At 41.8% G+C, this 25,462-nt stretch carries 24 protein-coding genes, 1 tRNA gene and 1 pseudogene; 20 read left to right on the top strand and 6 right to left on the bottom strand.

Features of this window, described 5'->3' with window-relative positions; all coding sequences use genetic code 11:
- Window positions 1-77: 77 nt before the first annotated feature.
- A tRNA-Lys gene (locus AB6N04_RS09550) sits at window positions 78-153 on the top strand.
- Between the two features lie 14 nt (window positions 154-167).
- Here AB6N04_RS09550 and AB6N04_RS09545 read toward each other — a convergent pair.
- Both AB6N04_RS09545 and AB6N04_RS09540 read right to left on the bottom strand, forming a co-directional pair.
- A pseudogene (locus AB6N04_RS09545) lies at window positions 168-299 on the bottom strand (integrase); the annotation flags it as partial.
- A gap of 823 nt (window positions 300-1,122) precedes the next feature.
- The gene (locus tag AB6N04_RS09540; protein ID WP_369311780.1) at window positions 1,123-1,554 is read right to left on the bottom strand and encodes a hypothetical protein; all 432 of its coding nucleotides are present in this window, start codon (window positions 1,552-1,554) and stop codon (window positions 1,123-1,125) included.
- A 1,680-nt stretch (window positions 1,555-3,234) separates the two neighbouring features.
- Between AB6N04_RS09540 and flhD the strand changes: the two genes are divergently transcribed.
- From flhD to AB6N04_RS09475, 13 genes are all read left to right on the top strand, one after another.
- Window positions 3,235-3,585, top strand: a complete 351-nt coding sequence (flhD, locus tag AB6N04_RS09535) for a flagellar transcriptional regulator FlhD (RefSeq protein ID WP_369311778.1) — start codon at window positions 3,235-3,237, stop codon at window positions 3,583-3,585.
- On the top strand, window positions 3,582-4,172 hold the full coding sequence (flhC, locus tag AB6N04_RS09530; protein ID WP_369311776.1) for a flagellar transcriptional regulator FlhC: 591 nt from the start codon (window positions 3,582-3,584) through the stop codon (window positions 4,170-4,172). The genes flhD and flhC overlap by 4 nt, the downstream gene beginning before the upstream one ends.
- 95 nt (window positions 4,173-4,267) lie before the next feature.
- On the top strand, window positions 4,268-5,155 hold the full coding sequence (motA, locus tag AB6N04_RS09525; protein ID WP_369311774.1) for a flagellar motor stator protein MotA: 888 nt from the start codon (window positions 4,268-4,270) through the stop codon (window positions 5,153-5,155).
- A 7-nt stretch (window positions 5,156-5,162) separates the two neighbouring features.
- Entirely contained in the window at window positions 5,163-6,086 is a 924-nt protein-coding gene (gene motB / locus AB6N04_RS09520) for a flagellar motor protein MotB (protein WP_369311772.1), read from the top strand.
- Between the two features lie 97 nt (window positions 6,087-6,183).
- Window positions 6,184-8,238, top strand: coding sequence for a chemotaxis protein CheA (gene cheA, locus AB6N04_RS09515; RefSeq protein WP_369311770.1), 2,055 nt, complete (start codon window positions 6,184-6,186; stop codon window positions 8,236-8,238).
- Between the two features lie 16 nt (window positions 8,239-8,254).
- Complete coding sequence (cheW, locus tag AB6N04_RS09510; protein WP_369311768.1) at window positions 8,255-8,752, top strand: chemotaxis protein CheW; 498 nt, start codon at window positions 8,255-8,257, stop codon at window positions 8,750-8,752.
- A 103-nt stretch (window positions 8,753-8,855) separates the two neighbouring features.
- A complete protein-coding gene (locus AB6N04_RS09505; RefSeq protein WP_369311766.1) occupies window positions 8,856-10,541 on the top strand; it encodes a methyl-accepting chemotaxis protein in 1,686 nt (561 codons plus the stop codon).
- Between the two features lie 116 nt (window positions 10,542-10,657).
- Window positions 10,658-12,226 carry a methyl-accepting chemotaxis protein gene (locus tag AB6N04_RS09500; RefSeq protein ID WP_369311764.1) on the top strand — a complete coding sequence of 523 codons (1,569 nt, stop codon included), beginning with the start codon at window positions 10,658-10,660 and terminating at the stop codon, window positions 12,224-12,226.
- A 128-nt stretch (window positions 12,227-12,354) separates the two neighbouring features.
- A complete protein-coding gene (locus tag AB6N04_RS09495; protein WP_369311762.1) occupies window positions 12,355-13,191 on the top strand; it encodes a CheR family methyltransferase in 837 nt (278 codons plus the stop codon).
- Window positions 13,191-14,258: a chemotaxis response regulator protein-glutamate methylesterase gene (locus AB6N04_RS09490; RefSeq protein ID WP_369311760.1), complete on the top strand. Its 1,068-nt coding sequence runs from the start codon at window positions 13,191-13,193 to the stop codon at window positions 14,256-14,258. The genes AB6N04_RS09495 and AB6N04_RS09490 overlap by 1 nt, the downstream gene beginning before the upstream one ends.
- 39 nt (window positions 14,259-14,297) lie before the next feature.
- Window positions 14,298-14,690, top strand: coding sequence for a chemotaxis response regulator CheY (gene cheY / locus AB6N04_RS09485; protein ID WP_369311758.1), 393 nt, complete (start codon window positions 14,298-14,300; stop codon window positions 14,688-14,690).
- Between the two features lie 24 nt (window positions 14,691-14,714).
- Window positions 14,715-15,353, top strand: coding sequence for a protein phosphatase CheZ (locus tag AB6N04_RS09480; RefSeq protein WP_369311756.1), 639 nt, complete (start codon window positions 14,715-14,717; stop codon window positions 15,351-15,353).
- Window positions 15,354-15,466: 113 nt separating this feature from the next.
- Window positions 15,467-15,766: a helix-turn-helix transcriptional regulator gene (locus tag AB6N04_RS09475; RefSeq protein ID WP_369311754.1), complete on the top strand. Its 300-nt coding sequence runs from the start codon at window positions 15,467-15,469 to the stop codon at window positions 15,764-15,766.
- A 7-nt stretch (window positions 15,767-15,773) separates the two neighbouring features.
- Here the strand turns inward: AB6N04_RS09475 and AB6N04_RS09470 are convergent, their stop codons facing one another.
- Window positions 15,774-16,667, bottom strand: a complete 894-nt coding sequence (locus AB6N04_RS09470) for a CcdB family protein (RefSeq protein ID WP_369311752.1) — start codon at window positions 16,665-16,667, stop codon at window positions 15,774-15,776.
- A 106-nt stretch (window positions 16,668-16,773) separates the two neighbouring features.
- On the opposite strand from AB6N04_RS09470, the gene flhB reads away from it, so the two are divergent.
- Both flhB and flhA read left to right on the top strand, forming a co-directional pair.
- Window positions 16,774-17,925: a flagellar biosynthesis protein FlhB gene (flhB, locus tag AB6N04_RS09465; protein ID WP_369311750.1), complete on the top strand. Its 1,152-nt coding sequence runs from the start codon at window positions 16,774-16,776 to the stop codon at window positions 17,923-17,925.
- Window positions 17,918-20,017, top strand: coding sequence for a flagellar biosynthesis protein FlhA (flhA, locus tag AB6N04_RS09460; protein WP_369311748.1), 2,100 nt, complete (start codon window positions 17,918-17,920; stop codon window positions 20,015-20,017). Before flhB ends, flhA begins: the two co-directional genes overlap by 8 nt.
- 621 nt (window positions 20,018-20,638) lie before the next feature.
- On the opposite strand, the gene AB6N04_RS09455 is transcribed toward flhA, so the two are convergent.
- From AB6N04_RS09455 to flgA, 3 genes are all read right to left on the bottom strand, one after another.
- The gene (locus AB6N04_RS09455) at window positions 20,639-21,079 is read right to left on the bottom strand and encodes a flagella synthesis protein FlgN (protein ID WP_369311746.1); all 441 of its coding nucleotides are present in this window, start codon (window positions 21,077-21,079) and stop codon (window positions 20,639-20,641) included.
- Between the two features lie 9 nt (window positions 21,080-21,088).
- Complete coding sequence (flgM, locus tag AB6N04_RS09450) at window positions 21,089-21,391, bottom strand: flagellar biosynthesis anti-sigma factor FlgM (RefSeq protein ID WP_369311744.1); 303 nt, start codon at window positions 21,389-21,391, stop codon at window positions 21,089-21,091.
- 199 nt (window positions 21,392-21,590) lie between these two features.
- Window positions 21,591-22,259 (bottom strand): flagellar basal body P-ring formation chaperone FlgA, encoded by a 669-nt coding sequence (gene flgA, locus AB6N04_RS09445; RefSeq protein ID WP_369311742.1) that lies wholly within the window; start codon window positions 22,257-22,259, stop codon window positions 21,591-21,593.
- Window positions 22,260-22,504: 245 nt separating this feature from the next.
- Between flgA and flgB the strand changes: the two genes are divergently transcribed.
- Genes flgB through flgE form a run of 4 tightly spaced genes read left to right on the top strand, consistent with a single transcriptional unit; the run spans window position 22,505 to window position 25,448 of the window.
- On the top strand, window positions 22,505-22,918 hold the full coding sequence (flgB, locus tag AB6N04_RS09440; RefSeq protein ID WP_369311740.1) for a flagellar basal body rod protein FlgB: 414 nt from the start codon (window positions 22,505-22,507) through the stop codon (window positions 22,916-22,918).
- Between the two features lie 5 nt (window positions 22,919-22,923).
- Window positions 22,924-23,328: a flagellar basal body rod protein FlgC gene (flgC, locus tag AB6N04_RS09435; RefSeq protein ID WP_369311738.1), complete on the top strand. Its 405-nt coding sequence runs from the start codon at window positions 22,924-22,926 to the stop codon at window positions 23,326-23,328.
- A gap of 12 nt (window positions 23,329-23,340) precedes the next feature.
- Window positions 23,341-24,198: a flagellar hook assembly protein FlgD gene (locus AB6N04_RS09430; protein WP_369311736.1), complete on the top strand. Its 858-nt coding sequence runs from the start codon at window positions 23,341-23,343 to the stop codon at window positions 24,196-24,198.
- Between the two features lie 29 nt (window positions 24,199-24,227).
- Window positions 24,228-25,448 (top strand): flagellar hook protein FlgE, encoded by a 1,221-nt coding sequence (gene flgE / locus AB6N04_RS09425; protein WP_369311734.1) that lies wholly within the window; start codon window positions 24,228-24,230, stop codon window positions 25,446-25,448.
- The last annotated feature ends 14 nt before the right edge of the window (window positions 25,449-25,462 follow it).

Genomic DNA, 25,462 nt, shown 5'->3' with positions numbered 1-25,462 from the left:
TAAAAATTAACCTACACAATAAAAATAGCAGAATAGCATTGACTATAGCAATTGATCGGCGTTAAATATTTTGTATTGGGTTGTTAGCTCAGTTGGCAGAGTAGGTGACTCTTAATCATTAGGTCGGGGGTTCGAGCCCCCCACAACCCACCAATATTTTCAATGGGTTATGAGTGTGCTGCGGAACCTATACTGACTGTATGGGACGTATTTGGGACGCAGCCATTGAAAACAGCATCAATTTGTTTGGCGTGTTCAGCTAAATGGTCGGGTGCTAAATGAGCATAGCGAAGAACCATTTAGCTATCGGGTGCGCTAGTCATCATTTGAAATATCGTAATAAATTCCTTCTTTCATTGAATTAGCCTTTCTTTCAATACATCCTGTATTTTACCAATATTCATGCTTACCTCTGGATGTGCGTATTCCTCACTATTAATAGCGATATGAATGAGTAAGTGGTTTCTTATTGATTTATTTTCTTCAATGCAGTGATATGTAGTGATTAAACACAACGAGATTCTATGTATATTAATTTTGCATATGAGATGGTTAACGTTGGTTGTTTTTATGCCTGTTGACCCTATTTTTTCATATTCTGCGCTATTAGATATATCTACATCATCAGTAAATATAACTAGCCACTAACAGCAATGCAAAGATAGCAGACTCGTCGCTTCGATATCGAGTCGTTTTGCTATCACTATCATGCTGTGCAGTTAACGCCAATTTTCCTATCAAACAATACCCTCTATTTTGCAAACTAACGGACTTAAGATAGTGCGATGTCAATATAGTCTTCATTCCGTATGTCAATGAGCACATCAACGAGGTAATTCTGAGTATATGTAACCTGTGTAACCGTGCTATTTGCTCAACAAATACATCACTAAGAAATAAAAAGAAAATTAATTGAAATTATAAAATTGAATTGATAAATCAATTAAGTCCTATTTTTGTAAGTGAATAACTATTTATTTTAAGTAAATAAATAAAAAAGTTATAAATAAGCGATTAAACCAAGATATAAGATAAATTAAAGTGATTAATAGCAATAGAAAACTGAATATTTATGCTATGACAATCGCAAAAAATGGCTTTTATTCGCGGGTCGACCTAAAACTAGGGTCTTTTTTGAACAGTCACGTGTGCATCATATCCCAGTAAGTATAATGCTTGCTCTAATACCTCAACTTTTGATGCGTGGTGTATATCAAGCAATCGTTCTATTTGTTGTGCATTAATGTTCATTTTTCTTGCTAAATCAACACGTAAGGTTTTCGTTTCTAAAATGGCATTATGCAGGGCGATTTTCAGACAGGTTGTAATCGGTAAATAAACGGGAAATGCGTTTTTACTATTTTTCTGGGGTAAAGGGATCGGTTTTCTTATAGTGATAAAGTCAGCTAATGTTGCCGATAAAACCTCTTCGGCTTCCAGCTCAACATCTTCTTTGCAAAAAGTAACACCTTGAATGTTTGGGAAATCGTAAAAACCAATTTCATACACGCCTTCTTCTTCGATAAATTCAACATTGGCAAAATAAGTAAACATCGTCCTCTCTCCGCAAATAGTATGGCAATCTGGCAGTATAAAACAAAGGCAAAAAAGTTTCAGGTTTAACCATAAGGCGAAAAGCTAAGGGGTTTTGACCGATATGCCTGTTACCTCTTGCCCTTACATGATAGGAATGATGTTAATTTGGGAGATAGTGCAATGATCCCTTGAATGAGCGAAATGGACATTTTATCACCTCATACTCATAAAAATAGCCAAAGTGATAGCAGTTTTTTCGGAAATTATTCGGAAACCGAGAAAATAAATGTGAACAACCTCCCAATTCTTGTACGTTTTTTTGTAGCCCTCACACCAGTTTATTTTGCTGAATTTGGACGCAAAACGCACACTGAATTATTTTAAATAAACTCAATTCATTTCTAAGCGTTAATACGGGTGAATAAGCAAAATTACTTAAGTTAAATGTGCGGATCGCAAGATTTGTTAAAATAAAAGTATATAGTAAACATTAGTTATAATAACACTAGGTTATATTATTCTTAACGTAAGCGTTACAGAGATTAAAAAATTCCAGTAAAAATACAAATTATAATATAAGGCTGAGAAGCTATTTTATTCATATTTTGGACATTATAAAACGAATTGAAATGGTAAAAAAAAACAGAATGTTCTCAATTGAAACTTTCACTTTTCAAATGGTTTTCTAGAGTAGCACGGTACTGTAGGTTGATCATTTTATTAAAAAAATTATTTTTTAGTTGTTTGAATGAAAAAAATAAAAATTAATTAAATGAAAACGCCTTCCGTAAAAAAATAATAACAAGAAAATTACTGAAAATATAAAATGAGCAACAATATATAACACATATATTTAAGCTAAATATTTACTTTTTTACTATTAAGTTTTATTAGGTTTATTAATTTTATTAATATTGTAATTTGCATGTATTATAACCATAGTTTAATTATTCTAATGAAATCTATAAGGGTAACTATAATATGTATGACAAAATAATAACCTTAGATACGGAAAATAGGATTGAATAATTTTGAATGATGAGAAAGATGTGATTAAACTTATTGAAAATTAATGATTAAATTTTATTCCTAAATTGCCGATATCACAGGATGCTGATAATAGCTAAGGGAGTTTCTTAATACTAAATGTTGACGTGGATCAATGTATTGATTTTGATGTTGTGATTGGTCTTTTTTGCTTTCAAATCACATGTAAAGAGTTATTGTATTGATTAAAATCCTGTCATTTGACATAAGATGAATTAAAGTATTGCGGATATTTGGGATAGGGAGAGAGAAGATAAGGAAATAATAAAGATTATTTTATGAATGAATGGATCATTATCCCAACAGTACAAAAAGAAACATAAGTACCTTGAATAGTTAATTTAGTGGTGCATAATAATCGGCGACTAATAATGACATCGGCAAATTCTGACTTTTACTGAAAGTGCTAACTTTTTAGTCATTCTTTATTGTTTGTAAGTATTCAGGAAATGTATTTAATTTAAGTTTGAAAATTTGTGTTTTTATACTCCAAACTGGGTATTCATCCACGGATAACATGGGAAGTAATGGAATACATTTACCCAGCTTAATTAATTTTACGAATAAAAATGTTTAGTCACACAAAATTTTCAAATTCATATTTGTTCTTTTTGCACACAGAAGTTGATAAATATTCGGAAAGGAAAAAAAATGAGCTCGACGACAGATTTTCTGAAGCATATATACGATATTAACCTCTCATATTTGCTATTAGCCCAAAAACTCATCTCTCAAGAGAAAGCCTCTGCGATGTTCCGTTTAGGTATCTCTGATGCAATGGCGACAACTTTAGCAGACCTTACGCTTCCTCAATTGGTTAAATTGGCAGAAACAAACCAGCTAATCTGCCAGTTTAGATTTGAGAACAGCGAAACAATTAAAAAGCTAACCCGTGATTCTAGGGTTGATGAATTACAACAAATTCATACAGGTATCCTCCTTTCGACCCGATTATTGCAAGCGCATAATCAAGACGACACTGATATAGCGAGAAAAAGATGAGTACCGTAGCTGAAAAAAGTATTGTCCAAGAAGCGAATGATATTCGCTTAGCCATGGAATTAATTTCTTTAGGCGCTCGCCTGCAAATGTTAGAAAGTGAAACCCAAATTAGCCGTGGTCGTTTAGTTCGGTTATATAAGGAACTGAGAGGCTGTCCACCACCAAAAGGTATGCTGCCATTTTCGACAGATTGGTTTATGACATGGGAGCAGAATATTCATTCATCCATGTTTTATAATGCCTATCAGTTTTTACTGCAAAGTGGCCATTGCCAAGGCGTTGATGCCATCTTAAAAGCTTACCGTTTGTATCTAGAACAATGTATTCCAGAGCCCGGTGATGAACCTTTATTAGCATTAACGCGCGCTTGGACACTTGTCCGTTTTGTTGAAAGTGGCATGTTGCAAAGTTCAAAATGCAGTTGCTGCCAAGGTTCGTTTATCACTTATGCGCACATTCCTGAAAACAGTTTTACCTGTAGTTTGTGCCAACCACCATCAAGAGCAATAAAAAAACGTAAACTTTCCGAGCATCTCGCCGATATTACGCTATATCGACAGGATGGCATTACTAAAGCGGTAATGTAATTGGATTGATTTGGTCAGCAGGCAAGGTTTTGCCTGTTATTCCTAATATTCCCTTTGACTGCCATCTGTTAACCAACGGAGTGAAAGGGAATATTGTGTTAATACTCATCGGGTATCTCATTGTTACAGTAGCGGTTATTGGCGGTTATATCATGGTCGGGGGCCATTTAGGTGCGCTATATCAACCCGCTGAATTCGTCATTATATTAGGGGCTGGTCTAGGGGCTTTTGTCGTTGGTAACAGCGGTAAATCCATTATCGCCCTATGTAAAGTATTACCGAAACTTTTCCGCCGTTCTTCATACAATAAAGCAATGTCAATGGATTTGATGGCATTGTTATTTCAGCTACTCAATAAATCTCGTCAGCAAGGGCTACTTGCGTTAGAGAAAGACATTGAGAATCCGAAAGAAAGTGAAATTTTCTCTCAATACCCCCGTATTCTCAAAGATGTGCCTACCATGATGTTTATTGTGGATTACCTACGCTTAATGGTGAGCAGTAATTTACAAAGCCATGAAATTGAAGCCTTAATGGATGAAGAACTCGAAACTTTTCGTCAAGAAAATGAAGTACCTGCTTCGGGTTTAAATATGGTCGGCGATTCTATGCCCGCATTTGGTATTGTGGCGGCCGTACTAGGTGTCGTAAATGCACTGGGATCGGCGGACAGACCTGCGGGTGAACTCGGTGCGTTAATTGCCCACGCGATGGTCGGGACATTTTTAGGGATTTTAGTCGCTTATGGATTTATTTTGCCATTAGCTGCGCTGATTAGATTGCGCAGTAGTGAGCAATTAAAAATGATGGAATGCATCAAAGTGACATTCTTGTCTGCGTTGCAGGGCTACGCACCGCAAATAGCCGTGGAATTTGGCCGTAAAGTGTTATTCAGTGCGGATAGGCCGTCATTCGTTGAACTGGAAGACCGCGTTCGCGAGGTGAAAGTGGGTGCCCGTTCACAAGAAACCACTGAGGAGTAATACTTAGATGGCAGCCAATACCCCTCATGTTATTCGAGTCAAAAAACGCAATTCTCATCATCGTGGTGGTCATAGCGGTTCGTGGAAAATCGCTTATGCTGATTTTATGACGGCGATGATGGCATTCTTTTTGGTGATGTGGCTGATTTCAATTTCAAGTCCTCAAGAACTGACGCAAATTGCGGAGTATTTTCGCACCCCCCTAAGTACAGCAATCAATCCTGGAGCAAAGAGTGGAGATGCAACCAATCCAATCCCTGGTGGGGGCAAAGATCCGATTTTCCGGGAAGGTGATGTGATGCCTGAACCGAATAATATCATTGATGGGAATGCAAGCTATCGGTTCGAAAAGTTAAAAAGATCCCTTGAGCAGGCCATTTTAAAAGATCCACGTTTGAATGAATTAAAACCGCACTTACTGATCGACATGATCAATGACGGATTGCGTATTCAAATTGTGGACAGTGAAAATCGACCCATGTTCAAAGTGGGCTCAGCGATGGTTGAGCCTTATATGCGCGATATTTTACGTGCTATTGCGCCTTTACTTAATGACGTTCCCAACCGCATCAGTATTTCGGGGCATACCGATGACCTACCTTATGCCAATGGTGCCAATTATAGCAACTGGGAGCTGTCTTCTGATCGTGCAAACGCGTCCCGACGGGAGTTGATCCGTGGCGGAATGGATGAAAATAAAGTGCTGCGTGTGGTGGGGATGGCATCGGCGATCCATTTAGATAAAAACAATGGTCTTGCTCCAATTAACCGACGGATCAGCATCATCGTGCTAAATGATGAAGAAACCAAACAAATTCTACGGGAATACGATGGAGCGAAACCCATATCAGACGTATTAAATAAGCCGTCAACACAAACGAAGGCTGAAAATGTTGTGACGGCAAAAACACAGAAAAATGCCGATCAATAGCGGTGTTGATGAATGAAAATATTGCGATTTTTTATTGTCTGCCGGTTTTTCCGGCAGTCAGCGTTAAGTGAAATCTAAGCGAAACTGGATAAAAACCATGGATATTACCGAGTTTTATCAAACATTTTTCGATGAAGCTGACGAATTGCTCAGGGATATGGAACAACACTTACTTGAGCTTGATCCTTTTGACCCGGATAGCGAGCAGCTAAATGCCATTTTCCGCAGTGCGCACTCAATAAAAGGAGGTGCTGCAACCTTTGGTTTCACACAGTTGCAAAACACCACGCACACCTTGGAAAACTTGCTCGATAAGGCGCGCCACGATGAGTTAACGCTTACACCTGACATCATTGATGTATTTTTGGATACCAAAGATGTCATGGCTGCTCAGCTTGATGCGTATAAAAATGACGCTTTACCTGATGAAGCGTCATTTAAACGAATTTGTGAAGTGCTTGGGCGTGTAGAGAGCCATGCAGAAGAAATCGTTGAAAATAAGCCTGTTGTAGAAGCGGTTGAACAGCCACAGGAAACAACAACCAATTCGCAAGCGGCTGGCGTTCAGGGCGAGTTTTCACATTACTTTAAGATCACATTAACTGAACTTAAAGAAACAGAGGTGGGCTTACTTGCTGACGAGCTAGCGCTGTTTGGTCATTTATATCACGTAGAAAAAACAGCGAACAGCCTTCAAGCATGGTTAGGCACAAATACGGATATTGAGGATATCTGCGGGGTGCTGTGCTTTGTGGTGGATGAGTCACAAATCGCGCAGCAAGCTGTCTCTTTTGCCGATTGCCAAGCCTTTACGGAACAAACTGAACAAACAAACACAATAGAAACGAAGAAGGAAACGGCAACGGTATTAGCAAAAGAAGTGGTTAAGCCGGCCGCGACCACCAGCCCTGCGAAAAAAACCGGGGTGACAAAACCCAAAGGAGATTCCAGCAGTATTCGTGTTGCAGTGGAAAAGGTCGATCAGCTTATCAACCTTGTGGGTGAGCTCGTGATTATCCAGTCTATGTTGACACAGCATAGCCAGCACGTTGACCAAAATGAATACAGTGACTTGCTCAGCTCCATTGTTCAGTTGGAACGTAATTCGCGGGCACTGCAAGAGTCTGTTATGTCTATTCGTATGATGCCAATGGACTATGTTTTCAGCCGATTCCCTCGCATGGTACGAGATATTGCCTCTAAACTCGGCAAAAAAATTGAGCTAAAAGTGGAAGGAAGTTCGACGGAGCTTGATAAGAGTCTGATTGAACGCATTGTCGATCCGTTAAATCACCTTGTTCGTAACAGTTTAGATCATGGTATTGAAAAGCCAGATGTTCGTGTGGCCAACGGAAAACCTGAGGCAGGAACTTTGACATTAGCGGCGGCACATCAAAGTGGCAATATTTGTATTGAAGTGCGCGATGATGGGGCAGGGCTAAACCGTGAGCGTATTTTGGCCAAAGCGCGTTCTCAAGGAATGAATGTGCACGATGGGATGAGTAACGATGAAGTGGCGATGCTGATCATGGCACCGGGCTTCTCTACGGCAGAAGTTGTCACTGATGTGTCGGGACGCGGTGTGGGCATGGATGTGGTGAAGCGAAATATTCAGGATATGGGCGGTCGTATTCAAATCGGATTTACCGAAGGTAAAGGTACTATTATCCGTATTTTGCTTCCGCTGACCCTTGCCATCCTTGATGGCATGTCAGTTAAAGTGGCAGAAGACGTCTTTATTGTGCCTCTGAGTGCCATTATCAGTACGTTGCAACCACGCCAAGATGATATTTATCGCTTAGCGGGGGAAGAAAAAATGCTTTTAGTTCGTGGCGAGTACTTGCCACTGGTCGAACTACATCAGGTATTTTCCATTGAAGGGGCAGAGCCTAATTTGGATAACAGTATCGTGCTGATTATTCAAAATGCAGGGCATCGATTTGCCTTGCTGGTAGACAAACTTGTCGGGCAGCAACAAGTGGTAGTGAAAAATATCGAAAGTAATTACCGCAAAATCCCGGGGATTTCTGCCGCCACGATTATGGGAGATGGTTCTGTTGCATTGATTTTAGATGTGGCTGAACTGCAAAAAATGAATAACAGCATTTTGATCAAAAAGAAACAGCAGGTTTCCCAACCTGTCGTGCACTAAATAGAGGCCATACACCATGTCTATGTTAGATGATGATTTAAATAAACACGAAGAAGAAAAAAACGGCGAAGGTTACCTTATTTTTACCCTAGGTGAAGAAGAGTACGGTATTGAAATCTTAAAGGTGCAAGAAATCCGGGGTTACGAACAAGTCACACGTATTGCAAACACACCTGATTTTATTAAGGGTGTCACGAACTTACGTGGTGTCATTATTCCAATCATCGATTTGCGCGTGAAGTTCTCCCATGAAAACGTGGTGTATAACGACAATACCGTCGTCATTGTGGTGAATTTAAAAGATCGTGTAGTGGGAATTGTCGTAGACGGCGTTTCTGATGTACTGGTGTTAAATGAAGAGCAAATTGCACCACCACCGGATTTTGCAGTGACATTATCGACCCAATATCTCACGGGGTTAGGGACGCTCAATGATCGTATGTTGATTTTAGTCGACATCGAAAAGTTACTAACCAGTGAAGAAATGGCGCTTATTGACAGTATGGCTGAGTAATTCTTAGCCTAAATAATTGCTCAAATAATAATAAGTCATTAACTAAAGTTTTTGGTTGGATGACCGATATCCAAAATACAACAAATAATGTTAGTAAAACGTCATGTACAGTCGAATTAAAATCGTATCAGGGCTTTTGTCCGTCATTTTTATCTTTATTTTACTGCAACTGGTATCCAGTGGGTTGATGTTCACCAAACTTGGCGATAACAGCGACAGTATTAATTATTTAAATTCACTACAACGCCAAAGACAAGTATTAACAGAAAGCTGGGTGAATCTTTTACAAGCTCGTGCCAATTTAAACCGGTCAATCAACGCCTATCTTTTAGATGGTCGCAAAATTCAAGATGACGCGACACAGGAAGAACTGATTAAAGCGGCAAAACGTAACTTTAAAGCGGCGGACGATGCCTACAGTCGTTACACCAAGCTGATGCAAAGTTCGGAGTATGATAAAGCCAAGTTTGAAAAACTGTTTAGCACTTATGAGACTTACCGTAATGCATTAATTAAGCTCGGTGATTATGCAGAAAAAGGGGACTTAGAAGGCTTCTACGCTCACAGAACCTCAGGTCATCAAATAAAGTTCGAGGAACAATTTAACGCCTACTTCGCCGATATTTCTGCGGATTTCCAAGGGGAAGTGGTTAATGCAGATAATAACTATCGCCAATCGTTATATATGTTGGTGGCGTTATCTATTTTACTCGCCTTTATTGGTTTCTTTAGTTATCGCTATGTGCGTAAAGGGATTATTGAGCCGTTAGGGTTATTAAACGAGCGAATTAAAGTTTTTGCCTCCGGTGATTTAACGCCTTCAATTGCGACAACAGCGAATAACGAAATTGGCGAATTAGCCAATGGTGTTCAGCATATGCAACAAGAGCTGATTAACACCGTTCGAGGTGTATTAGATGGCAGTGAAACTATATACCAAGGTACTACTGAAATTGCCGCAGGCAATAACGATCTTTCTTCACGTACAGAACAACAAGTTGCGTGTTTGGAAGAAACATCTGCCAGCATGAGTGAACTAACTGCAACGGTTAAGCAAAACACCGATTACGCCCATCAAGCCAGTGAGTACGCAAACCAAGCTTCTGCTATTGCAAAAGAGGGCGGGAAAGTAGTCTCTAATGTGGTCAGTACCATGTTGAACATTGCAGATAGCTCACAAAAAATCTCTGATATTACCGCAGTGATTGACAGCATTGCCTTCCAAACCAATATCTTAGCACTAAATGCGGCTGTGGAAGCGGCCCGCGCAGGTGAGCATGGTCGTGGTTTTGCGGTTGTGGCAGATGAAGTGCGTAACTTAGCACAACGCAGCGCGGATGCAGCTAAAGAGATCAAAACGCTGATTGAAGATTCCGTTTCTCGTACGGGAACTGGCGCGCGCCAAGCAGAAGACGCAGGCGAAACAATGACGAAAATTGTGGAATCGGTGACACGCGTTACTGACATCATGACTCATATCGCAACGGCTTCTGATGAGCAAAGCAAAGGTATTTCGCAGGTCAGTATTGCAGTGGCAGAAATGGATAAAGTGACACAGCAAAATGCGTCATTAGTGGAGCAATCGGCTGTTGCGGCGAATGTGTTAGAAGAGCAAGTGGCAAAATTGTCGCAGCTTATCTCTATTTTCCGTTTACCACCGTTAAAACAAAGTGAAATGCGCAATAGCAAACCAGCAGCAAGAACGGTATCCAATATCGTGAAAACACCGGATTTGAAAAAATTATCATCGAAGGAACACAAAGATGATGATAACTGGGAAACTTTCTAAATATTAAGCATGGTTTCACGCTGCAAGGCTTTGGCTTTGCAGCGTTTCTGTGCATGAGAAAACAAGCAATGTTTTAAGCGAACAGCTCTCTTAGCTGGCACAAATGGGGATTATCTATGTTTGGTAAAAATATCCGAATTTCGGTGAGTTTATATCTGCTTTTGTTTTTATTTTGTGGAATGCAGATTGTGTCGAGCGGGGTTTCTGTTGGGATTGTTGTTAGCGAATTAAATGCATTAGAACGTATTGATTTAGGTTCGGATAAACGAGCACTGCTTGAAGAAACCAATAAACATTTAATGCAAGCGCGTAATAGCTTAACGCAAATTGCATTACTGAATAAAGTGGGCGGTCACGAGCAGCTCATTGAAGAGACACAAGCGACGTTCGGTAAATTATTAGAAGAAGCGCAAAAAGATTACGTTGCCTTTAAAAACCAGCCGATTTTAAGTGAAAAAGAAAATCTTGCAGCCCTTGACGCGAAATATCAAGCATTTGTCGCGACGCTAAAAGCATTGAAAATACACTTAGATAACAAAGATATCGCGGCTTATATTGAGCTGCCAGCACAAGAAAATCAAGACCAACTAGCGCAAGTTATTGATGAATATCTTGAATTGTTGAATGTTGAAAACGATGAGTCCCTCGCTGCGGCACGCATGTATAACACATTTGCCTGGAGCTCATTCTGTTCAGTGATAGTGATCATTATCCTCGTGGTTGCTTTTGCTCATTATTGGATGAAACGTAAAGTGATTAACCCACTGAAAAGTATGGGAGAACACTTTGCTTTAGTGGCAGATGGAAAACTGAACCAACCTATTGAAATTACCACGCGTGATGAAATTGGCGAAGTGTTTGGCAAACTCAAACAAATGCAAGGATCGTTAGCAACTTCTGTCGCCGCATTGCGTTCAAATACGGATCAAATGTATACCGGTATCCGTGAAATTGCCTTAGGTAATAACAATTTATCTTCTCGTACTGAACAACAAGCAGCATCCCTTGAAGAAACGGCAGCCAGTATGGAAGAGTTAACTGCGACCGTTAAACAAAATGCGGATAACGCACGTCAAGCCAGTGAGCTTGCAGTGAGCGCATCAAAGACAGCCACGAAAGGTGGCGAAATCACGGAAGATGTTATTGATACCATGACATCCATTTCTAACAGCTCACAAAAAATCAGTGCGATTATCAGTGTCATTGACGGTATAGCCTTCCAAACCAACATCTTAGCCTTAAATGCCGCCGTTGAAGCAGCCCGTGCTGGAGAACAAGGTCGTGGATTCTCTGTGGTTGCAGGGGAAGTTAGAGCATTGGCACAGCGTAGTGCTGAAGCTGCAAAAGAAATTAAAACGTTAATTGATGAATCCGTAGGTCGTGTTAGTCAAGGTTCCCAGTTGGTCAATGAAGCGGGGGCAACCATGAACGAACTGGTGGCAGCGGTAAATCAAGTAACTGAATTAATGGGCAATATTGCATCTGCATCGAATGAGCAAAGTCGCGGGATTGAACAGGTCGCCACCGCCGTTAGCCAAATGGATCTCGTCACGCAGCAAAACGCCGCATTAGTTGAGCAATCAACCAGCGCAACGGCAGCACTTGAAGACCAAGCGAATAATTTAGTGGATACCGTGGCATTTTTTGAATTACCTGAAAACGTCATAAGCCGTAGTCGATATTAAGCGTTGACGAAACCTATTAGGCGTTTTCGGTCGAGGGAAATGTGCAGTTTCTGGCATTTCCTTTGCCAATAAAGGCAGCACATTAGGTGGCTGCTTCTGGATTTTTATTGAATAGGACGACAAGTACGATGCTTTTTGTACCACAGATAGAACCACTGACTGATGATGAGTTTGGTCGGGTTTGTCGATTTATTCATAAAAAATCAGGCATAGTCCTAACCATGAATAAAAAAAATATGGTCTATAACCGATTATTAAAACGGTTACGTGACTGTAATTTCGACAATTTTTCAGACTACCTGCGAATGCTTGAACGCGAGCCACATCATGAGGAATGGCAAGCTTTTGTGAATGCATTGACGACAAACTTAACGGCATTTTTTCGTGAGCCGCACCATTTTGTCACGTTAACGGATTTTATTCGCACACGTAAAAATAGCCCAATCACCATTTGGTGTGCTGCATCGTCAACGGGGGAAGAGCCTTATTCTATTGCGATGACCTTAAGTGACGTATTGGGTCCGAATGCCGTTAATGCCAAAGTGATTGCCAGTGATATTGATACGGAAGTGCTTGAAAAAGCAAAGCAAGGGGTTTATCGCATAGAGGAATTGAAATCACTGAGTGCACTTCAGCGCCAACGTTACTTTATGAAAGGGGTGGGGGAATTTGAAGGCTATGCACGAGTTAAACCCGCGTTAAGGCAGATGATTGAATTTCGTTACTTAAACTTAAGTGACAATGACTGGCAGCTCCAGTACCGCTTTGATGCGATTTTTTGCCGGAATGTAATGATTTACTTTGATAAAGACATGCAAATAAAAATGCTTGAGCGTTTTGCTCCGCTACTTAAGCCAGATGGCTTGTTATTTATTGGGCATTCAGAAAACCTATCACAATTAACGCAACGCTTTGTGATTAAAGGACAAACCGTCTACAGCGTACAAGCTGAAAGGAGGGGGTAATGAAAAAAATTAAAGTGCTATGTGTGGATGACTCAGCACTGATGCGTCAATTAATGCGTGAAATCATTAATAGCCATGATGACATGGAGGTCGTTGATACCGCGCCTGATCCTTACGTTGCACGTGATTTAATAAAACAGTTGGAACCTGATGTAGTCACGTTAGATGTTGAAATGCCTCGCATGGATGGTATCGATTTTTTAGAAAAATTAATGCGTTTGCATCCCATGCCTGTGGTGATGGTATCCACATTAACATCAAAAGGTTCCGAAGTGACCCTAAAAGCGTTGGAGCTTGGGGCGGTAGATTTTGTGACTAAACCGCAGATTGGTATTCGCGAAACCATGATGAGCTATCGCGATATTATTGGTGAAAAAATCCGTGCGGCGGCAATGTCAAAAATGACTCAGCGTAGTCGTTTTGCCCGTTCGGAGAAAAAGGTCGCTGAACCGATTTCCCAAGGAAAAGCCTTATCTCCTTATGTGTGTAACAGCCGAGTGATTGCGGTAGGGGCATCCACAGGGGGCACCGAAGCCATCCGACAATTTTTAGAAATGTTGCCACGTGAGTGCCCACCGGTGGTGATCACGCAGCACATGCCAGCAGGATTTACACGTTCATTTGCTGACAGACTGAATAAAATATGTGTATTGACGGTAAAAGAAGCTGAAAACAACGAGTTATTGCAAAAAGGCCATGCCTATATTGCCCCCGGCGATTCACACATGTTGATCGCAGATAAAGGCAAAGGTTTCCAAGTGATTTTACAGCAAAGCGAACCAGTAAATCGTCATCGTCCATCAGTGGATGTGTTATTTGATTCAGTTGCCCAATGTGTCGGACGTAAATGTATTGGTGTGTTATTGACCGGCATGGGGATGGATGGCGCTAAAGGGCTATTGAATTTACGTAAGCAAGGGGCTTTCACCTACGCACAGAACGAAAGCAGTTGCGTTGTGTTTGGCATGCCACGGGCCGCGATTGAAATGGATGCGGTGGACGAAGTGCAAGATATTCGAAAAATGGCCCCAAGTGTTTTAGCAAGACTTTCTTCCATCACTGTGTAACAGAGATGGAAATTCACAATTGTATTTGAAGGAGTGGTTATGGCCGCTAAAGATCTTAGTTTTCTGGTTGTTGATGATTTTTCTACCATGCGTCGCATCGTTCGTAACTTATTAAAAGAGCTCGGGTTTATCAAAATAGAAGAAGCAGAAGATGGTGTTGATGCATTGGAAAAAATCCGTGCGGGCAATATTGATTTTGTGGTTGCAGACTGGAATATGCCAAATATGGACGGTTTAGAGCTGCTTAAAACCATTCGCGGCGATGATGCACTCAAGCACATTCCTGTTTTGATGGTGACGGCAGAAGCGAAAAAAGAAAACATTATTGCTGCTGCGCAAGCAGGGGCGAGTGGTTATGTGGTTAAGCCGTTCACTGCCGCTATTTTAGAAGAAAAATTAAACAAAGTATTTGAAAAAATGGGTCTGCAATAACAGTGCGTACCAAAGGAGATTTTCATGACTGAACAAGTGGGTATGGAAGGTGTTCGCAATGGTAATGATGATTTAAAACAAGTCATTACGCGCATTGGTACACTAATGAGAACCCTGCGTGAAAGTATGCGCGAATTGGGCCTAGAAAAGAGCGTTCAACAAGCGGTCGCCAGCATTCCAGATGGCAAAGACAGGCTGCGTTATATCGCACAAATGACGGCACAAGCGGCAGAAAAAACCTTAAATGGGATTGATATCATTAAACCACTGCAAGTGGATATGAATAAAAATGCACAGGCGCTGCAACAACAATGGCAAGCAACAACGAGTGATGGGGTTCCTGAGCAATTACGTGAGTCAACCGAAGCCTTTTTAGGGCAAGTGATCGAAAACAGTGAAACCACGAAAGCGGAGTTGCTGGAGATCATGATGGCACAAGATTTTCAGGACTTAACGGGGCAAGTCATCAAAAAAATGATGGAAGTGGTTGAAGAAGCTGAGAAACAACTGCTCGCATTGCTTATGGAAAATACACCTCCTGAAATGCGTGTAAAAACGCAAAGCGAAAGTCTGCTCAATGGGCCGCAAATTAATAAAGAAGGTGTCAATGTGATGGCATCACAATCTCAAGTGGATGATCTGCTTGATGAACTGGGCTTTTAATTTATTACGATAACGTGAAAGCTTTTCATGGGGCTACCTAATTCACTCTTGTTAGCGTAGCTTCAAATCCGCTATTTTCAATTAATTAGCTTACTGTATCTGAGTGTATTCACATGATAAATAATGATTTGATTTCCACTTTGGTAAATGATGAAAAACAGCAAAGGCAAGAGGTTACTGAGCAAGAAACGGCAAGTCTTGAACTGGAAATGCGTAAAGCGTTAATCAATCAATTGCGAAAGGCTCGCCTTGCGAATAATTTCACACAACTTGAGATTGCAGAGAAAATGCAAACGCAAAAACAAAATATTTCCCGTTTAGAAAAAGGGCAATTTGATCCGAAACTTGGCACATTGCTTAAATATGCACAAGCTGTTGGTATGCGAATTACCTTAAACCCGACTTCCGAATGATTTTTTGTTAGTCATGTTGGTAGACTGCAATAATTTTACTGCCGAGTGTGAGTTCAAATTGGCTAATAAAATCATCGCGTATATCCCAATTATGAAAGCTAAAACCTAAGTTACCAAAAGCCCACTGTGGGTTAAATTGCCAATGAGAAAGGGGTGAATGAAAATCGCATCGAAAACACGCTAAGTTTTCGGTTTTCCCCTCATACCAATCGGAAATGGCATCGCTCCATGCATGGCTGTGTTCCGTTTGTTCTGCGCCGCATTGCGGGCAGTAAATACCAATACCATTGCCGCCTGCATGGAATACGGTGTGTTCCGTGACGATCGATAAATAATTTTTCAAGGTATCTTCGGGTAATTGGGTTGGCACTATCTCATCATTGATAACATACAAAATTGGCTCTTTATACGCAGGCATCGGGCGATAAATCACTTCTCCATATTCAATGCGTTGAAATAGAGGATCAATAATGCCTTGTTGTTTTAGCCAATTAAGCATACGTAAGGCCTCCTTAGGGGCATCTTCTAAGGAAACATCAGGCGCAACAAGATGACAAATATCCATACTAACCTTGTGTTGTGAAAAGCCAGCAATCAGTAAGTTGATCGTGTGTTTAATGGTGTCTCGTTGACCGTTCATGTCAACGATTTCTTTCCCTAATAATGAATAAGGGTCGCAAGCCATTTGGTGAGTCATTAAAATAAAAAACTGCCCGTTGATCAACAATTTTACATTTAAGTGAACAGGTAATGGCTTCTTAACTAGCCTGCTATCGAATAACGGGATAACTAAGCGAGTATTCAGTATATCAATACTATTATTAATGCTAACTATAGGATTACCTTCAGCAGGTGCACAGGTTTGCGAACCCCTTCGCAAGATTGCTGACTTATTGCTCAATAGGCAAATAACCCCCTCGAACTGCGTCTATTTTCCACCATTGATTTTTTTACACTCTGTCATGCTATAGCGATAACTCGTATTTTCGCTAAATATTGGAACCACGGTGTCCGACGAGAGTGATGTAGAAAAAACAGAAGAGCCCACCCCCCATAAAAAGCAGAAAGCCAAGGATGATGGGCAAATCGTTCGTTCAAAAGAACTGAGCTCGCTAATGATGATGTTGGCGGGGATTAGCTTGCTTTGGCTAAGCGGTGGACACCTTGCGACACAACTTCGCCAAATCGCTCGCCAAGGTTTTATTTTTGATGGCCACTATTTGCAAAATACCGGCTTAATGATCAGCTATTTAGGGCGAGTGGTTAGTGAAGCATTATTTGCATTACTGCCGGTTATTGGCGGGTTGGCTTTGGTGGGGATCTCTGCATCATCACTCGTGGGCGGGTTAGTGTTTAACAGTAAGCTGATTAAGTTCGATTTAAAAAAACTCAATCCAATTAAAGGGTTAAAACGTATTTTTTCGATGAATGCGTTATCGGAATTATTTAAGGCGATTTTAAAATCACTGTTTGTTGGGCTAGGGGCCTTCATTTTTTTATGGCAAAGCTGGCCTTCATTACTGCATCTAGTGATGGAATCCCCCATCACCGCACTCAGTAATGCGCTGCATAAGGTGATTTTTGCGGGGTACTTGATTGTGTTCTTGCTGATCCCGATGGTGGCGTTTGATGTGTTTTACCAATTTCGTTCCCATTTAAAGAAATTGCGTATGAGTCGCCAAGAAATTAAAGATGAATTTAAACAGCAAGAGGGTGACCCACATATCAAAGCCAAAATTCGCCAACAACAACGGGCGATAGCGCGTAATCGGATGATGGCTGATGTGCCACTGGCGGATGTGATAGTCACCAACCCAACTCACTATGCAGTAGCCTTGAAATATGATGATAAGCGAATGGGGGCACCAAAAGTGTTAGCAAAAGGTGCCGGTGTTATTGCGCAACGCATAAAGGAAATTGGTGAAGAGCACCGAATATTACAATTAGAAGCGCCGCCGCTTGCAAGGGCGTTATATCGTCATGCAGAGATAGGACAAAGTATTCCTGTCGCCTTATATGCGGCGGTTGCGGAAGTTTTAGCATGGGTTTACCAATTACGTCGTTGGCGGCGTGAAGGTGGGCTCAGACCGAAAAAACCGAAAAATTTACCAGTGCCACCGACGCTGGACTTTGCTGGAGAGAACAATCGCGATGGCTAATTTGGCTGCACTTTTAAAATTGCCGAAAAACTTACAAGGAACGCAGTGGCAAATACTCGCGGGTCCAGTGCTTATTTTATTGATTTTGTCGATGATGGTATTGCCATTACCGGCATTTTTATTAGATTTACTTTTTACCTTTAATATTGCTCTTTCTATCATGGTGTTATTGGTGGCCATGTTCACCAAGCGCACACTGGATTTTGCCGCATTTCCAACTATTTTGCTGTTCGCCACGTTATTGCGTCTGTCGTTAAATATCGCATCGACGCGAATTATTTTGTTAGATGGACATACTGGACCCGATGCGGCAGGGCGAGTTGTTGAGGCATTCGGTCACTTTTTAGTCGGTGGTAACTTTGCCATCGGTATTGTGGTGTTTATTATCCTTGTTTTAATTAACTTTATGGTGATCACCAAAGGGGCAGGACGTATCGCCGAAGTGGGTGCTCGCTTTGTGTTAGATGGTATGCCAGGTAAGCAAATGGCTATCGATGCGGATCTTAACGCTGGGATCATCAATGATGACGAAGCCAAAAAACGTCGTGCCGAAGTGACTCAAGAAGCCGACTTTTATGGTTCGATGGATGGTGCGAGTAAATTTGTGCGCGGAGATGCCATCGCGGGGATCATGATAATGGTGATCAACGTGGTAGGCGGTTTAATTGTCGGTGTCGGTCAACATAATATGTCGCTGGGGGATGCCACCAGCGCCTATACCTTGCTGACAATTGGTGATGGTTTGGTTGCCCAAATTCCTGCATTGATTATCTCCACTGCGGCGGGGGTTATTGTTACCCGTGTTGCGACCGATGAAGACGTTGGTGAGCAGATGGTCAACCAACTATTCAATAATCCGCGTGTAATGTGGCTTAGTGCCGGTGTCCTTGGGTTGATTGGTCTGATCCCTGGCATGCCAAACTTTGTCTTCCTATTATTTACGGCGGCACTGGCGGGACTGGGTTGGTATTTAGTACGTAAATCCCAACAACCTGAAAGTGCGAAAGGGGATAGTAGCCAAGCACAACATTTCCAAGAAGCCAATAAAGTGGTGGAAGCTACATGGGATGATGTGCAATTAGAAGATTTATTAGCCATGGAGGTGGGGTATCGATTGATCCCTCTGGTGGATAACGACCAGCAAGGGGAATTATTAGGTCGCTTACGTGGCTTACGTAAAAAATTTGCTCAAGAAATAGGTTATTTACCTCCGGTTGTCCACATATGTGACAACTTGGCCCTTTCCCCTTGTGAGTATCGAATTTTAATTAAAGGGGCAGAGGTAGGACGTGGCGAAGCACAGCCTGGGCGCAGTTTAGCCATCGATCCGGGTAATGCGGTAGGAACATTACAAGGTGACGCGACAAAAGAGCCTGCTTTTGGTCTGCCCGCCGTTTGGATTGATGACGATTTACGCGAAGAGGCGCAAATTCAAGGTTATACTGTGGTGTCAGCGAGTACGGCAGTCGCAACGCACTTCAACCAAATCTTACTGCAAAACGCAAGCACACTGTTTGGTCGCCAAGAAGCGCAAATGTTGTATGACCGCGTGAAAAAAGAGATGCCGAAGCTGGCGGATGACTTGATCCCAGACACCATTTCATTAACTATTTTGCATCGTGTTTTGCAAAATTTATTAATGGAAGATGTGGTGATCCGCGATATGCGCACCATCATTGAGACGCTAGCGGAAATGGCAGGGGAAAACGGTGAGCAAAAAGACACAGACTATCTCACCTCACAAGTCCGTATCGCGCTAGGGCGTGCCATCACTCAGCAATGGTTTGGTAATGCAGAAGAAATCCAAGTAATTGGGTTAGATGCAGGGCTGGAACAAATTCTGCTGCAAGCTGCGAAAAATGGTGGTGGATTGGAGCCAAACCTTGCGCAGTTTATTCAAACACAAGCAGAGCAGGCCATTTCTCACCAAGAAGCGATGGGCGCGCCTAACGTTTTATTAGTGAACCATGCGTTACGGCTAATTCTGTCACGCTTTTTGCGCCGCAGCTTGCCACAGTTGGTAGTTATGTCCAATCTAGAAATGACAGATCATCGCAAGATTAGAATGACGTCAATGATTAGCGGTAGCTGATTATATTTTTAGGTATATTGGGTACTGGTTCTTATGCGATAGGGTGCCCAATCGAATGATTTATAAACTTTATGCGTAAGTAGAGAGTATTCGTTAGCTACATTTATTGTTTTGTCATATCCAACATAGACGATATTACGAACTATCTAATGGTTAAGGGAATAATGACTTCTTATTATGTAAGGATAAGGGGAAGTGTTGGGGCGAAACGGAGCGTTAAATTTGGATATGCTAACGTTAATACGGGGATCATTTTACCTTGTCAGGAAATTAGACTGGTATTTTGCTTTACTATTTAGCGCGTCCTTTTTGTGGATTGCGATACAACTTGAATTGCGTAAATATCGTATTTTATTGTTTTGTTTAGCTTTAGTTATTTTGATCCCTTATATTATAGTGGCTTCATTTTTTGTATTTCATCTGATATTAGCTTTTTTGCTTAATGGCGGCCTTCCCTAAACAAACGTGATAAATGTTAAATAACGTTTGTATCATGCACCTTAAGCTAAAGGCAGCACAGGGAGATTTAGCCGAATGGCGCGCCATTAAGGCGTCTCGCCACGATAGATGAGAGTGTGTTTATTATCTGATTAAGCGGTTTTAGCTAAACCTCTTCGCACACTAAATCGAAATTTTCTTACCTAAAACAGGGCGTTTAGACTCTAAACCATCAGCGCCATAGGTAGTCTGGTTATTGTGCTTTTTAACGAAATTGAGGCGCTGGGCGTTGAGCTCAATATGCAATTGCAGCATTTGATGATTACGATAGTTCAGCTCTTTTAGGTCGGTGGTTAATGTTTTTATCGCTTCCCATAAATCTGCTAAGGCCGCATTACCTTCATAGGGGGCAGTCACTTCGGCCTGTGCCTCGAGCTGTAAGCGGTTGGTTTCACCGTGGCTTATCGCCGCAACGAGAAAACGTTTTTGTTCAGTCGTTTCTTGGAAAGGTGAAGGCGGCACACGGTGATAACCTAACAAAATTTCTTCATTTTTCATCACAATTTGCAGTGATTGCAAATGAGCAAGCTGCTGCTCTAACAATATCAGTAATTCATCAATCATAGCGGTTATTTATTTCATTGATAACATGCATTCATGGGCATCGCGTAAAATGCCATCAGCAATTTTTTCAGTGTCCATGGTGAGGGTGCCATCTTTGATAGCTTGCTTAATTTTTTCAACTTTTGCGATGTCAATATCAGAGGCTTGTGGCTGCAATAATTTTTTTTGTAATTCGCTAGGTACAAACGTACTCTCTTTGACGCTGACATCCGCAGACACTTTTTTATCACGCATCGGGGCTGCCGCATCTTGAGGATCGCGGGTTGTTACCTGAGTCAGCGCAGAAATTGCAGGGGTTTGCTCAATAGCCATAATGTGTTTTCCTATTCCCGATTTTTATCTTATGTGAGTTATCGGCGTATTTTGTGGGATCTTTAGTCACGATAGTGTTACAAAATATTGCCTTTATTCGTCATACTTCAAGTCGCCTCTGTGTTAACTGCACTCATTCGCTTATCGCCTTGATGGGGCTTGAATTAATTAGAATAAATATTCACGGTCTTGATGGTGTTTATTTTAACGCGATATTAACACTACCATTTTCTTGTGCTAACCCATTGACCACTTGACCGTTGAGCAATCTTACACGAATATTTTGCCCAACGGTGGCATTATTAATGGCACGTCCCTCATATTTCACCGAGAAATTATCCCCGTTGGCAAATACCAAGACGGTTTGCCCAGCTTTAATGGCCCAAGGCTGCCTAACCATTGATTTGGTGAATGTTTGACCGGCAGTAATTGTGCGCAGTACGATGGCTCCCCGTAATACCATTTTATCGGTGCTCGCTCCCGCAGGTAATTTATGTAACAGGCCTTTTTTAGTTCCTATATCAACAAATTCAATCGTTTCACCGGGGTTTAAGTGACGTGTTGCCACATAATATTGCCCCGTGACATTCACCGTGAGTTGCAGAAACTGCTTTTTCTTCCCACATTGCACGGGGACGGACACATTTCCCATATTGCGCCCACCAATCGGCGGGCTAATTTGCGGTTTTTCACAGTTTGGCCATTTTTCAATGGGGGTTTTGATTTCAATAGACACCTGGTTATTTTTACCGTGCACTTGGCGAAAATAGTGGTTGATATCTTGCGGTAAAGACGCTTGCGATATGGCAGAAGTTAAGCTTAATCCACTGATTATCATACAATAGATTAATTTTCTAAGATTAGCCATTTGGCGACTTCCTCCTTTCTCAACACACTTTTTCACGCTGGCAGTTTACCCACTTCTTTCATAATGAATGGGCCAAATAGGTCAATTATTTTGCTTTTATCCCGCCATTAGATTTTTTAGTAGACCGCTAAGATATGCACGTCGAATTTTAATTTTCGCACTTTCTTGGTGAGCTTTTCCATTTGAGTGACGGATATAACGAACGTTTGTATTCAGAAATTGCTTTACATCCATTAAGGATCATCATGATTGATAAATTAAATGCCACGTTTGCCTTCCAGCAGCAAGCGTTGTCAATACGTGAAGCTAGACAAACCGTTCTGGCTTCCAATATTGCTAATGCGGATACACCGGGTTATCAAGCGCGGGATATTGATTTTAATCGTCAACTCCAACAAGCGATGGATAGAGGCGCGGTAAATGGTAAGGGAGTCGCACTGGCCGTGACCGCTAAAGGTCATATTGAGGGTCGAGGCGTCAAAGCCCCTAATATGGATTTGAAATACCGTATTCCTTACCAAACGTCAATGGATGGTAACACGGTAGATATGGATATTGAACGTAGTCAATTCGCCGATAATACCCTGAAATATCAGGCAGATCTTACATTTATTAATAGCCGCGTTAAAAGCATGTTGGCTGTTTTACAGCAAGGGTGATCATTATGGCCTTACTGAGTATTTTTGACATTTCAGCTTCTGCGCTAACGGCTCAGTCTCAGCGTTTAAACGTGAGTGCCAGCAATATGGCTAATGCAGAAAGTATCGCAGGCCCCGATGGTCAGCCGTATCGTGCCAAACAAGTGGTTTTCCAGATGGCACCACAAGGTCGCCATCAAGTCGGAGGCGTAAAAGTCAGTGAACTGATTGAAGATCCTGCGCCACCACGAATGGAATACAAACCCGGTCATCCTTTAGCGGATGAAAAAGGGTATGTGCAGATGCCTAACGTGGATATGGTTGGCGAAATGATCAACACCATCTCGGCTTCTCGTAGCTACCAAGCCAACTTAGAAGTGATGAACACAGCAAAAACATTGCTGCAAAAAACACTGACAATCGGCCAGTAACGGAGGGACGAAATGGGGATTGCAGCCACGATGTACGATTCATTGGACAACACCACTGCCGGGCCAGCACCTGCGACGAGTAATGTGCCAAAGAAAAGTCAAAGTGACGACATGCGTGACACCTTCTTAAAAATGATTGTCACGCAAATGCAAAATCAAGACCCAACTAAGCCGATGGAAAATACCGATTTAACCAGCCAATTGGCACAAATTGCCACGCTGGAAAGTATGAACAAACTCAGCGATAACGTGAGTGGTATTTCCCAACAAATCGGCTCAGGGCAATCACTCCAAGCGACAGCGCTGGTGGGTAAAGGCGTGCTTATTCCTCGCAATGAAATTATTTTAGCGCCGCTCAAAAAAGAGAGTTCGGGGGAAAATAGCACAATCACCAAACCATCGAACCCGTTACCGGATGATGGCATTAGCCCGAACAGTCCGTCTAACGCAGCGTTGAGTAATCAAAACCTATCTGAAGGGGAAGAGGGGAGCGAAGAGCCGAAATCTGAGTTTATTTCATCGCCATTTGGTTTCTTTTTACCGAAATTGGCCGATAGCGTTGAAATTACCATTCGCGACAAAAACAAAATGGTTGTACGCACCATCACCTATGACTCTGAAGTCAAACCCGATATTTATGATATGGCATGGGATGGTTTAGACAACAACGGCAACTTAGTCACCGATACGCAAGGGAAATATTACTTTGATGTGAGAGCCATCAGAAACGGGGCTGAAGTTGAAGTCACGAAACTGGGCTATACCCGCGTCAACGGTGTTACACCTGGTTCTGACGCGCCATTATTAGATGTAGGCATCGGGCAAAGTGTGCCCCTAAGCAGCATCTTCAAAGTTTACCCTTCTTCTTAATTTTTACCCCCAATACTCATGGAGAAAATATGTCTTTTTCACAAGCAGTCAGTGGCTTAAATGCAGCATCCGCGGGGCTCGATTCAATTGGTAATAATATTGCCAACTCCGCAACAAACGGCTTTAAAGGAGCGACGACATCATTTGCGGATATGTTCGCAGGATCGGGTGTCGGCCTCGGTGTTAACGTGGCTGCCGTCACTCAAAATTTTAAAGACGGTCCGATCACTCGAACAGACAGACCGACAGATGTGGCGATTTCAGGCAGCGGCTTTTTCCGCGTACAAGATAAAAATGGTGATATCTATTACAGCCGTGATGGTCAATTCTTACGGGATAAAAGCGGTAATTTGGTGAATAACCAGGGCATGGTGGTCACAGGTTACCCAGCAAGTGTTGATGAAAAAGGGAATGTCACTATTCAAAGTGGTGGCGTGCCTGAAGGGTTAAATATCCCAACAGATATGATGGATGCGAAAAGATCGGAATTAGCTAAGTTAACCATTAACTTGAACTCTGAAGACAAAATCAAAGATAAAGCCTTTGATGTAAATAACCCCGATGATTCATCAACGTACAACTTTAGTACTACGATGACGGCTTACGACAGCCAAGGTAATACCCATGAAATCTCGGTTTATTTTGTCAAAACAGAGGACAACAAGTGGACTGCTTATGCGAAAGATGCGGGGGATGCATCTGCGACAGAGCTTGGCAAATTAGAGTTTGATGGCAACGGAAAACTAAAAGAGGCAGATAAAGCCACTTTTGCCTTCAATTATAACGGCTTAAACGGCGCAGATAACGGCGTTCTAAACGTGGATTTATCGAAAACCCGCCAACAGAAAGTCAGTGAATCTTCCGTCAGTGCCATTGATGTCGATGGTTTCCCTGCTGGGGAATACACCAGTTTCAAAATTGAAGATAACGGCTTGATTGTCGCGAACTACTCAAACCAACAAAAACGTGTGGTTGGGCAAGTGGCGCTTTCGGCATTTGCTAACCCTAATGGCTTGGTTTCTCAAGGGGGCAACGTTTGGGCATCTTCTAACGCATCGGGTAATCCGATGGATGGTGTTCCGGGTGTCGGGCAATTCGGCAAATTAACCAGTGGTGCTCTGGAATCTTCTAACGTGGATATGAGCCAAGAGCTTATCAGCATGATTGTTATGCAGCGTAATTACCAGTCAAACGCGCAAACCATCAAAACGCAAGATCAAATGCTGCAAACATTAGTTAACTTACGATAAGCCTAGAGGGTGGC

Origin of the sequence: Providencia rettgeri (assembly GCF_041075285.1) — a bacterium.
Taxonomy (GTDB): domain Bacteria; phylum Pseudomonadota; class Gammaproteobacteria; order Enterobacterales; family Enterobacteriaceae; genus Providencia; species Providencia rettgeri_G.
The sequence above is the reverse complement of the archived record's forward strand: the minus strand, read 5'-3'. Positions and strand labels throughout refer to the sequence as shown.

Coding starts and splice junctions, on each gene's coding strand:
- AB6N04_RS09540 (WP_369311780.1), bottom strand. CDS start 1,554: ATGTTTACTTATTTTGCCAATGTTGAATTTATCGAAGAAGAAGGCGTG.
- flhD (WP_369311778.1), top strand. CDS start 3,235: ATGAGCTCGACGACAGATTTTCTGAAGCATATATACGATATTAACCTC.
- flhC (WP_369311776.1), top strand. CDS start 3,582: ATGAGTACCGTAGCTGAAAAAAGTATTGTCCAAGAAGCGAATGATATT.
- motB (WP_369311772.1), top strand. CDS start 5,163: ATGGCAGCCAATACCCCTCATGTTATTCGAGTCAAAAAACGCAATTCT.
- cheA (WP_369311770.1), top strand. CDS start 6,184: ATGGATATTACCGAGTTTTATCAAACATTTTTCGATGAAGCTGACGAA.
- cheW (WP_369311768.1), top strand. CDS start 8,255: ATGTCTATGTTAGATGATGATTTAAATAAACACGAAGAAGAAAAAAAC.
- AB6N04_RS09505 (WP_369311766.1), top strand. CDS start 8,856: ATGTACAGTCGAATTAAAATCGTATCAGGGCTTTTGTCCGTCATTTTT.
- AB6N04_RS09500 (WP_369311764.1), top strand. CDS start 10,658: ATGTTTGGTAAAAATATCCGAATTTCGGTGAGTTTATATCTGCTTTTG.
- AB6N04_RS09495 (WP_369311762.1), top strand. CDS start 12,355: ATGCTTTTTGTACCACAGATAGAACCACTGACTGATGATGAGTTTGGT.
- AB6N04_RS09490 (WP_369311760.1), top strand. CDS start 13,191: ATGAAAAAAATTAAAGTGCTATGTGTGGATGACTCAGCACTGATGCGT.
- cheY (WP_369311758.1), top strand. CDS start 14,298: ATGGCCGCTAAAGATCTTAGTTTTCTGGTTGTTGATGATTTTTCTACC.
- AB6N04_RS09480 (WP_369311756.1), top strand. CDS start 14,715: ATGACTGAACAAGTGGGTATGGAAGGTGTTCGCAATGGTAATGATGAT.
- AB6N04_RS09475 (WP_369311754.1), top strand. CDS start 15,467: ATGATAAATAATGATTTGATTTCCACTTTGGTAAATGATGAAAAACAG.
- flhA (WP_369311748.1), top strand. CDS start 17,918: ATGGCTAATTTGGCTGCACTTTTAAAATTGCCGAAAAACTTACAAGGA.
- AB6N04_RS09455 (WP_369311746.1), bottom strand. CDS start 21,079: ATGATTGATGAATTACTGATATTGTTAGAGCAGCAGCTTGCTCATTTG.
- flgM (WP_369311744.1), bottom strand. CDS start 21,391: ATGGCTATTGAGCAAACCCCTGCAATTTCTGCGCTGACTCAGGTAACA.
- flgA (WP_369311742.1), bottom strand. CDS start 22,259: ATGGCTAATCTTAGAAAATTAATCTATTGTATGATAATCAGTGGATTA.
- flgB (WP_369311740.1), top strand. CDS start 22,505: ATGATTGATAAATTAAATGCCACGTTTGCCTTCCAGCAGCAAGCGTTG.
- flgC (WP_369311738.1), top strand. CDS start 22,924: ATGGCCTTACTGAGTATTTTTGACATTTCAGCTTCTGCGCTAACGGCT.
- AB6N04_RS09430 (WP_369311736.1), top strand. CDS start 23,341: ATGGGGATTGCAGCCACGATGTACGATTCATTGGACAACACCACTGCC.
- flgE (WP_369311734.1), top strand. CDS start 24,228: ATGTCTTTTTCACAAGCAGTCAGTGGCTTAAATGCAGCATCCGCGGGG.